We start from the raw sequence: 12,512 nt of genomic DNA on the forward strand, positions 1-12,512 counted from the left end.
TTGCCCATGTAATTCTTCTAACCTAGACCATAATCGAATCATTCCATAAAAACTTTTTTCTTTAATTCCCTCAGGTGTATCAGGCCATTGACCTTGTCTATACAATTCCACCCATTCTTTTTTAAATTCATAGCTGTATCGCATAAAAACACCCTCCTTACTGTTGTCCAGTAAAGAGGGTACATATCAAAATGGACGGTCTTTTTTACTTATAATGAGGAAAAAAACTAATAATCCATTGCTTGGCGCATTCTTCTTTCGCTGTCTCTTTTTGCAATAGACTCCCGTTTGTCATAAAGCTTTTTCCCCTTAGCCAAGGCGATTTCAACTTTCACTTTTCCCTTAGATAAATAAATCTGAACAGGAACGATAGTGTAACCTTTTTCCTTTGTCTGGCCGATCAGTTTATGAATCTGCTTTTTGTGCACCAGCAGTTTTCTTCTGCGGATCGGATCCACATTGAACTGGTTTCCCTCTTTATAAGGGCTGATATGCATATTATCGATGAATAATTCTCCATTTTCAATATGGCAGAAGGCTTCCTTGACAGAAACCTTCCCCTGACGTATAGATTTCACTTCTGTTCCTTTTAACACGATACCCGCTTCAATTATTTCTTCTAAAAAATATTCATGACGGGCTTTTTTATTGTTGGCTATTATTTTTCTGCCATTATTCTTTGACATCCTCATCACCATTTTCTACAAATATAAAATCTATTTCTCTTCGCTCTTTGCTTGCATCTGTTACTTTTACTTTCACAGGCTGACCGATTCGATATACTTTGTGGCTTCTTTCTCCGACAGCCTGATATTTTGCACTGTCGAAATGATAATAATCATCTTTAAGATCTGCATATTGAACCATTCCTTCTATTGTGTTGGGAAGCTGAACAAATATACCAAAACCCGTCACAGAAGAAATAATTCCTTCGAAAGTTTCACCGATATGATCTTCCATAAATTCAGCCATTTTCATATCATTGACTTCTCTTTCTGCTTCATCTGCTCTTCTTTCTGTAATAGAACAATGATCAGCCGTTTCTGCAGTATACTCCAAGAATGCCTTTTCATTTTTCGTATCCGGTCTATGATGAATCGTATTTTTAACGATTCTATGAATAAACAAATCTGGATAACGGCGGATCGGTGAAGTAAAGTGGCTGTAGAACATCGTAGACAATCCAAAATGCTTATCCGGCTCTTCGCTGTATTCCGCTTTCTGCATACTTCGAAGAAGAAGATTCTGAATTAAGATCTCTTCCGGCTTTCCTTTCGCTTCCTGCAACAGAGCCTGAAAATCTTTGGAATGAATGTCTTTGCCCTTGATCCGATATCCAAAGTTCGTGATAAACTTGCGGAAGGCTTCTACCTTTTCTTCATCAGGGTCTCCATGGACACGATACATAAAAGTCTGCTCTAAAAAGCCGTAGTGTGCAGCTACAGTTTCATTCGTTACGAGCATAAATTCTTCTATTAACCGGTTTCCGATTCTTCTTTCCGCAGGGACAATATCTTTGATACTGCCCTCTTTATTCATTAAGATTTTTACTTCGGTAAAGTCAAAATCGATAGAACCCCTTTTGCTGCGTTTCGCTGCAAGGATTTCAAAAAGCTCTTTCATAATATCGAGTTTGCTTTCCAGTTCCTTGTCGTCATAAGAATATTTTCCTTCTAAATAATCGGAAACATTTGTATATACCAGTCGATGATTTGAGCGTATAAGTGTTTCTTGAAATTTATAATCGATTACTTTGCCCTTAGTATTAATCAACATTTTCACAGTTAATGCCAAACGTTCCACATCCGGGTTCAAACTGCAGATCCCGTTTGAAAGTTCAAAGGGAAGCATAGGAATGACACGATCTAAAAGATAAACAGAATTCCCTCTTCGATAAGCTTCTTTATCTAAAGCAGTTCCTTTATCTACATAATGAGCCACATCGGCTATATGAACATATAATACATAGCCGTCCTCTTTTTTATCGATAGAAATCGCATCATCAAAATCTTTTGCATCCTCTCCGTCAATGGTTACTGTAAAAAGATCACGATAATCTACACGCTGATGTTTTTCTTTTTCTTCCACTTCTTGAGGAACTTTTGCTGCCTGATCTAAAACTTTCTTTGAAAATACATCTGGTATTCCAAGATCTTTGACTACAGATGTAATATCAATACCAGCTATATCCTTATTTCCAAGAACTTCTAGCACTACCCCGGTAGGATTTTTTTCCTTGGGATTTGTATTATCGATTCTGGCGATAGCCTTATCCTCATTCTTAGCACCATTTTTATCTCCTGCGCGAATGAAAAGATCAAAACCATATTTATTATCGTCAGGTACGATAAAACCATAAGCCTTTACTGCTTGAAACGTTCCCACGATAGGATCTCTTTTTTCAGTAAGTATATTTACAACTTTTCCTTCTGCATTTCTAGAATCTTTCTTTTCTTGAATAACCTCTACTTCAACTTGATCTTTATGAATAGCTCCATTTAGATTTTCTTTGGAAATATAGACATCTCCTAACTCTTTATCCTCTGGAAGCAGATAACAGAAATCGCCGCTGCGGTGTCCTTGAAGAGTACCGCGGATTAAGAAATCCCCCTGTCCAAAGATAATCTTTTCCTTTTTCGTAAAGGAAATCAATCTTTCCTTTTCCATATCCTTTATCACTCTGAAAAATTCTCTAAACTCTGAAACTTCAATATCAAAAGCGATCGCCAATTCTTCCTTGGTTTTTGGAGTATAATCTTTTCTCTGTATATATTCTAAAACATGTTCTCTTATTGTCATTCTAATCACCTCTATTGATTAATACCCATCTGTCTTATAAAAAAAGAAACCCCTAACAATTTATGTTACAGGTTCTTGTTCTATAAGTTTAAAACCATTGCTTTTTAAGATTTCCTGAGCCTGAGCATCTTTTAAAAAAGCTGCAAACTCATTCGCTTTTTCTCCCTGGTCCTGATCTTTTACAATACCCACAGGCAAAAGAATCGGATTATAGGCTCCGCTGTCAACTGAAGCTATAATACTGGAGTTTTGTGCTTCTCTCATATTCGACCGATAGACAAATCCCACATCAGAATTGCCCTGTTCCACATTTGCAATAACGGTCTGTGCCGCATTCAAATACTGAATCTTGTCTTGGATTTTATTCCATAAACCTAAGTTGATCAACGCTTCCTGTGCAAACCGTCCAACGGGAACCGTGTTGATATCTCCTACAGCGATTTTACCTTCCACATTCGGAATTTCTTCTACGCTTTGAATAGGAGTACTTGTTTTATCCTGAATCAAAACCAGCTCCTGTTCTGCGAGATTCGACACAGAGTCTGCTTCGATAAGCTCTTTTTGAACTAAAGTATCCATTTGTTTTTTATCCCCGGAAATGAACACATCGATATCGCTTCCCTCTTCAATGGATTTCTGATGAACTCCGCTTTTGTCTGCTATAATAGTCATCCCTTCTCCTTGAGGAAAAGAAGCCGCAATCGCCTTCATCGCTTCTTCCATCTCTACAGGAACGGCTACCACAAACTGTCCCGCCTGTCCTTGAGTTTCCACAGATTCTTCTCCATTTCCCTCAGGCTGGGCGCCGTTGCCATTTTGCGAACTGCAGGCTGTAAAAACCAGGAAGGAAAATAAAGCCAAACCTATAATCTTGATAAACTTTTTCATCTAGTCCCCTTCCTATTTACTCTAAATTTCTAAATTCTTCTGAAAATTTGATGTCTTTAAAATCCGGATCATTCATGCCATATAAATATAAGTCCGAATTTAAAGATATCGCCTTCTTTAAATACTTCAGCCCTTCATCCTTTAAACTTAGTTTGAAGGACGTACAGGCAAGATTATAATAAAGATTTGCCATGTTCGGATTATGAATCAAACCTTCTTTTAAAATCTTTTCGCTTTTCTCAAGCTCGCCTTCTGCGATATAAATAGCAGAAAGATTTAAGTATATATTTCCGTGATCCGGTTTTAATTCCTTTGCGCGGTAATAGTGTTCGATCGATTCATCTTTCCTGCCCAATCTGTATAAAACGACAGCTAGATTAAAATGGGACAAAAAGTAATCTTCTCGTATCCCAATCGATTTTTCTAAAAGAGGAAGGGACTTATCATACTCTCCAACCTCTTCATAAATGGAACCTAGATTATTTAAACCCATATAATCTTCTGGAAATATTTTTAAAAAATTTTTATATTCGATAATTGCTTGTTTATAATCTCCCTGAATATCAAAAAGATTTGCTAAGAAGAATCGGGCATCCCTAAAGGTGCCGTCTAGATCAATGGCCACTCGAAAAGATTTTTCAGCCAAGTCATATTCTTCCAATTTTTCAAATATAATCGCTTTTCCATAAAAAGCCTGTGCCTGAAAATCTATCGAAATGATCTTCTCGTACATCTCGATGGCCTTCTCATTCTCGTTTAACTCATCGTATATTTGGGCTAGATTATAATAAATATTGATATATTCCTCTTTGCTGTTGGGAAAAGATAAAGCTTTCTCAAAAAAAGATACTGCTTGTTCTGTATCTTCCGAAATGTAAGCGTTTAAAGCCAAGGTAATATAATTGTCGCTTCTTCTAGAGTCCAAAAAATCACCTCACTAGGAATACTAAACTAGAAATTAACAGTTCCTATATATTTTTTATTACCTGCATCCGGTTTTTCATCTAGATTCCATTTTGCACGGATACCGGAAGCTTCGGCTAATTTTGTATAATAATACATTACAATACCTGCATCTACGTAATTCTCATGTCCATCAAAGTTTTCGATATACAGTTCAACTTCTGAATCTGTTATCAAAAATCTCCAAGGCTGCAGATTTTTGGAAGACGGTGCATATCTAAGATAATAGAACAAATCATCTAAACCATAGCTTTCTAATGTCTCAATACGAATAGGAGTATTAAAATCTCCATCATAGATAAAATCTTCCAAACCTAAACGAGAACTGTACTTCTCTTCCCCTATATTCAAATTAGCATAAGGATAGCCTATGCCTAGTGCAAATTCAATTTTTCCTGTTTTATCCGGGAACGCTTTCTGCATACTTTCCTCATCTGCGTTATGTAAACTGATCCAGCAGCTTCCCAACCCGATATCTTGAAGTTTCGTAATAAGATCTTCCATATAATAAGCACCATAAATATAAGCTTCAGGAACTTCGTTCTCGATATCCATGGCAATATAAGCTGGAGCTAGAATCATAGTGCCCGCATAGCCGCCTTTGCCTTTTAACACCTCAACGACTTCTGCTCCATTTTCTTCTAAGTGAAAATCAACAGAACACAACTTAGCTAAACTGTTTACTTCGCTGATAATCGAATTTAGTTTTTTAACATCACCGCTCTTGATTTTTTTATCCTTAAAATCCCTGATCGATTTTCTTGTCTTCATAAAATTGGCCATTAACATAATAAACACCTCCATAGTTTCTTATATTTTATTTTACTACATTCTAAAAATAATGTCATCTTTGATATTATCAGCTTTACACTTTCTACCTATTTTCCAATCCTTCTCCTCTCTAGTATAATAGAAAAGAGGTGTCATTATGAAATTAAGCCAGCAGCAGACTGAAGCACTGCATCATTTTAAAGGACCTGCCCTTACATTAGCTGTACCAGGAGCAGGAAAAACAACCGTTCTTATTCACCGCATACTGCATCTGATGGAAAAACATGATATTTCTTCAAACAAAATTCTTTCTATCACCTTCAGCAAAAATCAGACAGCGGATATGAAAGAGCGTTTTTTGACGACTGCACAAAAGTATGGAATAAATGCAGAAGCCCATTTCCATACAATCCATGCTTTTTCCTATAAAATATTACGGGAATATCTGAAAAAAAATCATTTAAGCTTTACCTTAATTGAAGGAAATCATGAGTTTAACCGCTATAAACTCATTCGAAGAATATATTATGAAAAATATCATCAATCCATATCTCAAGAAGAAATCGAAAGATTCAATACGCATTATTCTTTGATGAAGAACAAAATGATTCCCTTGGAAATATATTTGGAAAATACCACCGTCCCTCACAAATTCAAAGATTTGTATTTGTCTTATGAGAAAATAAAAGAAAAGCACTTCTTTATTGATTTTGAAGATATGCTCTATAAAACCTATGAAATTCTTGAAAAAGATAAATCCATTTTAAAAAGAATAAAAAATCAATATCCTTTTATACAAGTAGACGAAGCTCAAGATACATCTGCACTGCAGATTCAAATCATTAATAAAATAGCAGCTCCGGAGAATAACCTATTTATCGTTGCAGACGACGATCAATCCATCTATCGATTTAGAGGAGCCGAACCTTCCTATCTTCTGAATTTTAAAAATCGCTATCCGGAAGGAAAAATTTATTTTATCGAAGAAAACTTCCGCTCCACACCAACTATAATAAACACGGCGGATATCATCATTCAAAAAAATAAAAATAGATATGAAAAAAATATATTCACTTCGAAAGACGATCTAACACCGATTCGGCTTATAAAAACAAAAACAGCAGCAGGACAATATAAGTTTTTATCACAAGAATTGAAGGATACAAACAATATTACCGCAATATTATTTCGAAATAATCTTTCTGCCTTGGCTTTAACAGATTATTTAGAGAAAGAAAACATTTCTTACCATATAAAAAGCTCTCCTGCACAGTACTTAAACCATTTTTTCTTGGAGGATCTTCTTTATATTAAACAGTTTTCTGAAAACCTTACAGATCAGCAGCTTTTCGAAAAAATATACTATAAACTAGGAGCCTATATCAGCAAAAAACAGCTGAGCTTTCTTCCCACCTTTGACGAAAACACTCCTATACTTGACCGGTTATTAGATGATCCTATGATTCAAGATTATCAGGAAGAAAAAATAAGAAACGCTAAAAAAATACTCGACAAAATAAGAAATAGCGATATCCCTGAAGCCATCGACCTAATCTGTTATGAACTCCAATACGAAGATTATCTGGATAAAAAGCTGAGTTTAGAAGACCGAACAGAATCGATACAATTTCTTATCGAAAGCTATAAACAGATTTTTAAAAATTGCAGGAGTGCAGAGGAACTTTTAGATAAAAGGAAAAAACTGCTTCTTGACTTAAAACATCGGGAAAAGACAAATTCAAATCTCATCCTCTCCACCATCCATCTTTCCAAGGGTCTGGAATACGATAGGGTCTATCTCATCGATCTTATAGAAGGAGATTTCCCTTCCCGCTCCAGAGAACCGGCATTATCCGAAAGAATACTCCATTCAGAGGAAGAAAGACGGTTATTTTATGTGGGGATGACCAGAGCGAAAAAAGAACTCATCCTAATAACATCAAAAGAACGCAACCATACCAAAGTAAAAATCTCCCGTTTTTATGAAGAAGTCAAAAAAATTAAAAGCTCTAGATAAACAGAAAGTCCTATAGTTCATTTATATTTCACGAATATAACATTGAAAATCGCTTCATCTCCGAATATTTCCCATAAAAAAAAGCTCTTCCCTCTCCATGTTTGGAGAAGCGAAGAGCTTTGCTTTTTTTTTAATTTTTCTTTTTTGAAAATTTGGGCAGTTTAAATTGTCTCTCACGAGGCACTCTTTCTCTGCGGGGTTTATGATCATAATTTAAATCTATTAAATAGGATACTGCAAATACAATTATAGATGCTACAAATGCAAGAATACAAATTTCTAATAACAAAATCCCTGTAGGCGTGGTCAATAGGACTAATCCCGCGATCATCGTCGCAAAAAATGCTATAAATAATATCCCGCCGAAAAGATATCTTGTCTTTCGATTCCCGATACCCATCCGTGTTGTAATAAGTACTATACCTGCTGCCAATAAAGCGACGAAAGGTACCTTAATAACCATATCAAATTGTTGAAAGATAATGGAAAATAATGTTCTCATATCAAATCTCCTCAAATTTCTTATGAGTTATTATAACACATAATACAATTTTCTGGAAAGTTTAACACAGTCTAAAGATTAGTCTAGGACTATTCATTACCCGACCTACTACACGAACAGGAAGCCATGCCCCGTTAAAAAAGGCTGATTAGTTTATACATTGAAATCAGAATTGAAAAAACAGCTACCGTTTTTTTAAGTATGTCTTGATTGATACGATTGCCGTTTTTGCTTCCGAAATATACGCCTGCACCATGGGATAATATGACTGCAGGTATTAAAGGCAGTATAATCGACAGATCCGAGTTCAAAATATAACCTATACTTGATGGAATCCCTATAAAAACGGAATTAAAAAGAGAAGTCGCTACAGCTTCGTGTATTCCGATTCCAAGCATTAAAAGGATCGGCAGTACGATGATCGGGCCTCCCGCTCCAGAAATAGAGCAGATAAACCCTGTGACAAATCCGATAACGATTAAAAGAAATTCATTGCACTTTATTTTCTGATTTTCTTTGTTCTTTCTAATTAATATAGAAATACCGGATAACAAAACCATTGTATACAATATGATTTGTACAATCTGTTCTGGAATCAAAAGATTCGCTTTGACTCCGAGAAAACTTGCAAAGAAACTGCCTATACTCAAGATAATAGCGATGCGAAGATTTAACAGATTTTTTTTATAATAATTAAAACTTCCTAAAGCACCAGACACGATAAAAGCTGTAAAACTAAGTGCAAGTGCCTCTACTGAACGCAAGTTCATTACCGATATATAATATATCGGTAATAAAAAACCTGCTATTCCGCTGACTCCAACTAAAACTCCAACGATAAAATTGATTATTATAGTTAATAGCATTCTGACATATATTTTTTAGCTTTTGCTAAAATTTCCTCCTCATTTAGTGTTTTTACTTCTCGATCCTTCATTACTATTTTACCCCTCACAATCATGTCCGATACATTACAGGCATTGACAGATTCAATTAAGGTATGAAGGAGATTGCCAGTAGGCATAAGAGCCGCCGTTTCGAGGTTTATTCCGATAAGATCAGCCTTATACCCTTTTTCAACTTTCCCGCCTTTTTCATCAAGCATAGAGTATCCGCTATAACTTGCCATTTTTAACAGATCCTCAGCCGGCATAACATTGTATATATTATTTGGAACACCATGATAAATATTCATAATCGATCTAAAAATTTTCATTTCATTCCACAAGGAAAGCCCGCCGTGGGCAGCCCCGTCGGATCCAAACCCTATGGCAATACCTTCTTTTAACAACTCGGGAGTTTGAGGTACAGCTTTACCAGAATTTGAGAATGGACAATGGCAGATTTTTATATTGTGCTTTTTAATAATCTCGATTTCTTCCTCTGATAAAATCAAGCTGTGGGCGCCTATAAACTTTTCCGAAAGAAGTCCAAAAGATTCCAAAAATTCATAAGGTCTTTTGCCAGATCGTTCTATAATTCCATCTATTTCATTTTGGTATTCATTCATATGGCTCATAACAAACGTTTCTCGTTCTTTGGCATGATCAAAAACTTTTTCAATCAATTCGTCAGAGCAGTTGTTTAAAGCTCGTAAGGAATAATATATTTTGATTCGGTCGCCATTGTATTTATCATATAAATCATCCAATACTTGTACTGCTTCTTCCGTAGTCGTCCTTACAGACTCTGGAAGAGAGGGATCATCCATTGTCGATGCAGTGACTGCACCGATAAGACCAGATTTTTCATAAACTTTGCAAGCTTCTTCCATAAAGTAGCTGCCTGCATCGATAAATCCCAGCGTTCCTGATTTTATCATTTCTAACGCACTTAACTCTGCCATAAATTTCATTTTATCCGGATCCAGCGTACTTTCAAAAGGAAGCATTATACGAGTCCAGATAATAGGTTTCGCATCCAAAACAAGCCCTTTTAACAGCTGCTGCCCGGTATGGGTATGGCAGTCGATAAGACCTGGCATAAAACATTTTCCCCTGCCATCTAGAATTTCATGGTTTTTATAACGGTCTTTTACCTCATCCCATTTCCCGATTTCTATAATTTCTTCATTTTCAATTACGATACAGGTATCTTCTGCTACACTTTCATAATCCGATACTACTGTAGTGTTTTTTATAATCATTATATCCCCCTAAAAAAGATTTGAAATATTCAGTAATAATGTTGACCAGATAACTGAACCGACAAAGGCTCCCGTCATGACTAATAACCCGACTATCAATATTTTCCATCCTTGTTTCAAGAAAGTTTTAAGCTGATTGCTGATACTCATTCCTGCAAATACTCCGACCATTGAAAAAGGAGCTGTAAAATTGATCAAACCTACATAATGTATAACGTCCGCACGTATCGGACTGATAGGGCTTGCTAATGCCAAACCTATCAAAGAACAATATGCAATAATCGGAAGACGAAAGGGAATAAACTTCGTACAAAGTACTGCGATCATCCCAATGCCTATAAGGATCAATAATCCCGGTACAGATTCTAGAAAACCAACTTCATACCCTATGTAATTAGCCAACGCTGTTCCAGCGGCACTTAATATAAATAAAATCAACCATTCAATATATCTCATATTGTCCCCCTAAAAATCTTTCTTTAGTGCAAATCTGCTAAGCTTCGGTTCTAAGATTCGATATAATTTATCGCATAATGGTATCCCGATAAACATATACATATAAATTCCTGTAATCCCCGCAATTGTCTCTCCAGCAGAAGCCAATGTATTGATAGCTGCTGCAGACTCCGGATATATTGCCGATAGAGATGCACTGGCACTCGCCATAAATATACCTGCTCCGATTCCGGATCCAAGTCCTAAAGCTTCCGGTGTAAATAAACCTGTCATTGAGACTAATGTGGCAAGAAATCCGAAATAAATAGTTCCAATCATACCGCCTATTATGTAAACCGGCAAACTCCCCCTCGCTTCAAAAGAGTCCGGTCCGTAGATATCATTAATAAGCGCCATGTGATATTCTCTGTTCAATGAAAAACTTGCTCCTACAGCTTCCCGTTTCATACCTAAAAGAATCGCTGCAGGCAATGCTACGATGATACATAATAAACTTCCGAAACCATGGAGAAGAAGTACAGGTCCTGTTTCGATAATGATATCGATATTGGAGCCTGCTGTGACACCAAGTTTTGCAATAAATAAACATATTCCTATTACTACAAGTTTTGATGCTGCTTTTGTCTCAGTCTCATTGATAATCTTAAAAACTTGCGGACCTGACAGAACCCCTAAAATAATGGTGTAAAAGATTGGGAAAAGAATAAACATCCCGCTTCCAAATTGAAACTCTTTTCTTCCTATGAGCTCTGCTATTAAAACAAAAATATAAGCCAGCAGAAATATTTTCCATTCTGTTCTAAAACGTTCTCCTAATGTTTTGTACTGATAATTTGCTTTCATATTGCCTCCTTGTTAAAATATTTTTATGTTAAATAAAGTTTAACAAGATTGGTTTTTTATAAAAAGGACAAGTGGGTATTTTTGAGGTGGTTTTTATGAATATAGAAGAGTTAATAAAATTAAATCCTGATTTTGAATTTTTCAGCAGCAAAATGACGGAAGATGTAAAACGAAATTATTATATTAAAGAATATGAAACAGGAGAAATCATCAGCCATAAATCAAGCGAATTAAAACATTTTGGAATTATAGCCGCAGGCGCCTCCAGAGTGATCAATGAATTTGAAAACGGAAATATCTACATGATCGAAACAAACCCTGCAATCGATTATATAGGAGAAGTCACTATCTTAGCACAGCAAAAATATACCAGTGTTACCATCGAAGCCTCTAAACCTTCTACGGTGTTCTATATCCCAAGAAAAACTGCAGAGAAATGGATTTTTGAAAACGTAGAAATTTTGAGTCGGCTAACTATTCGAGTTGCCAACAAACTCTATCGTTCCTCTTTAGAAAATGGTATGAAACTGTTTTACTCATCCGATTATATACTCATAGATTACTTAGTAAAAATCGCTGCTGCCCATAAAATCACAGGCATAAAAAGATATAAATTTCCTCATACAAGATCCTTTATGGCAGAAGAAATCGGTATGAATCTAAAAACATTAAACCGGACCATTACAAAACTAAAAGATAAAGATTTGTTTTTTATTGAGAAAGGTAAAATTGTTATGACTCTAGAAAATTATAAGAATTCGCAGAATTATTTAGATGCAAGCAAAATGAATTAGAACCGATCAAAGATCGTCACTATCCACTTCGAAGAGAGACTTAAAATAATTGTGTTCCTGTTTGATAAAAGACAAAAAACATTGAAACCCCTTTCCCTAACCAAAAAACTATATCAGCTATTTATATTAGAATAAAAATCCCAGACAGAATTCTTTATTCTAGAAGCCTCCTTTTCATATTTCCAACTCCTATATTTCCTATACTAGAGAAAAGAAGCCTTCTGATGTGTACCCATAAAACTGGACACAATATTAAATTAATTATTTACAAGTGGATGCTAGCCTATATTTTGTAGGAGGCATCCATTTTGTTTTGCTTTGAATTCTTTCATT

General features: G+C 35.6%; 12 protein-coding genes. 2 read left to right on the forward strand and 10 right to left on the reverse strand.

What is annotated here, in order from left to right:
• Positions 1-227: 227 nt before the first annotated feature.
• The 5 genes from smpB to ACTQ46_RS10670 are packed head-to-tail and all read right to left on the reverse strand — an operon-like array spanning position 228 to position 5,439.
• Positions 228-686, reverse strand: coding sequence for an SsrA-binding protein SmpB (gene smpB, locus ACTQ46_RS10650; protein WP_441749742.1), 459 nt, complete (start codon positions 684-686; stop codon positions 228-230).
• Positions 673-2,799 carry a ribonuclease R gene (rnr, locus tag ACTQ46_RS10655; protein ID WP_441749744.1) on the reverse strand — a complete coding sequence of 709 codons (2,127 nt, stop codon included), beginning with the start codon at positions 2,797-2,799 and terminating at the stop codon, positions 673-675. The genes smpB and rnr overlap by 14 nt, the downstream gene beginning before the upstream one ends.
• Positions 2,800-2,859: 60 nt before the next feature.
• Positions 2,860-3,687: a molybdate ABC transporter substrate-binding protein gene (gene modA, locus ACTQ46_RS10660; RefSeq protein WP_441749746.1), complete on the reverse strand. Its 828-nt coding sequence runs from the start codon at positions 3,685-3,687 to the stop codon at positions 2,860-2,862.
• Positions 3,688-3,703: 16 nt separating this feature from the next.
• Positions 3,704-4,612 (reverse strand): tetratricopeptide repeat protein, encoded by a 909-nt coding sequence (locus ACTQ46_RS10665; protein ID WP_441749748.1) that lies wholly within the window; start codon positions 4,610-4,612, stop codon positions 3,704-3,706.
• Positions 4,613-4,638: 26 nt separating this feature from the next.
• Positions 4,639-5,439 carry a nitroreductase family protein gene (locus tag ACTQ46_RS10670; protein WP_441749750.1) on the reverse strand — a complete coding sequence of 267 codons (801 nt, stop codon included), beginning with the start codon at positions 5,437-5,439 and terminating at the stop codon, positions 4,639-4,641.
• A gap of 139 nt (positions 5,440-5,578) precedes the next feature.
• Between ACTQ46_RS10670 and ACTQ46_RS10675 the strand changes: the two genes are divergently transcribed.
• Positions 5,579-7,438, forward strand: a complete 1,860-nt coding sequence (locus tag ACTQ46_RS10675) for an ATP-dependent helicase (protein WP_441749752.1) — start codon at positions 5,579-5,581, stop codon at positions 7,436-7,438.
• Positions 7,439-7,568: 130 nt separating this feature from the next.
• On the opposite strand, the gene ACTQ46_RS10680 is transcribed toward ACTQ46_RS10675, so the two are convergent.
• The 5 genes from ACTQ46_RS10680 to ACTQ46_RS10700 all read right to left on the reverse strand — a co-directional run bounded on the left by ACTQ46_RS10680 (position 7,569) and on the right by ACTQ46_RS10700 (position 11,385).
• The gene (locus ACTQ46_RS10680) at positions 7,569-7,940 is read right to left on the reverse strand and encodes a hypothetical protein (protein ID WP_441749754.1); all 372 of its coding nucleotides are present in this window, start codon (positions 7,938-7,940) and stop codon (positions 7,569-7,571) included.
• 134 nt (positions 7,941-8,074) lie between these two features.
• Positions 8,075-8,806, reverse strand: coding sequence for a sulfite exporter TauE/SafE family protein (locus ACTQ46_RS10685; protein WP_441749755.1), 732 nt, complete (start codon positions 8,804-8,806; stop codon positions 8,075-8,077).
• The gene (locus tag ACTQ46_RS10690) at positions 8,797-10,086 is read right to left on the reverse strand and encodes an amidohydrolase family protein (RefSeq protein WP_441749757.1); all 1,290 of its coding nucleotides are present in this window, start codon (positions 10,084-10,086) and stop codon (positions 8,797-8,799) included. Before ACTQ46_RS10690 ends, ACTQ46_RS10685 begins: the two co-directional genes overlap by 10 nt.
• Positions 10,087-10,095: 9 nt before the next feature.
• Positions 10,096-10,542, reverse strand: coding sequence for a hypothetical protein (locus ACTQ46_RS10695; protein WP_441749759.1), 447 nt, complete (start codon positions 10,540-10,542; stop codon positions 10,096-10,098).
• 9 nt (positions 10,543-10,551) lie between these two features.
• Positions 10,552-11,385, reverse strand: a complete 834-nt coding sequence (locus ACTQ46_RS10700; RefSeq protein WP_441749761.1) for a DUF3100 domain-containing protein — start codon at positions 11,383-11,385, stop codon at positions 10,552-10,554.
• 95 nt (positions 11,386-11,480) lie between these two features.
• Here ACTQ46_RS10700 and ACTQ46_RS10705 point away from each other — a divergent pair, with 95 nt between their 5' ends.
• A complete protein-coding gene (locus ACTQ46_RS10705) occupies positions 11,481-12,179 on the forward strand; it encodes a Crp/Fnr family transcriptional regulator (protein ID WP_441749763.1) in 699 nt (232 codons plus the stop codon).
• Positions 12,180-12,512: the final 333 nt, after the last annotated feature.

The sequence above is a fragment of the Gallicola sp. Sow4_E12 genome (assembly GCF_052116305.1).
Taxonomy (GTDB): domain Bacteria; phylum Bacillota; class Clostridia; order Tissierellales; family Peptoniphilaceae; genus JBQKLI01.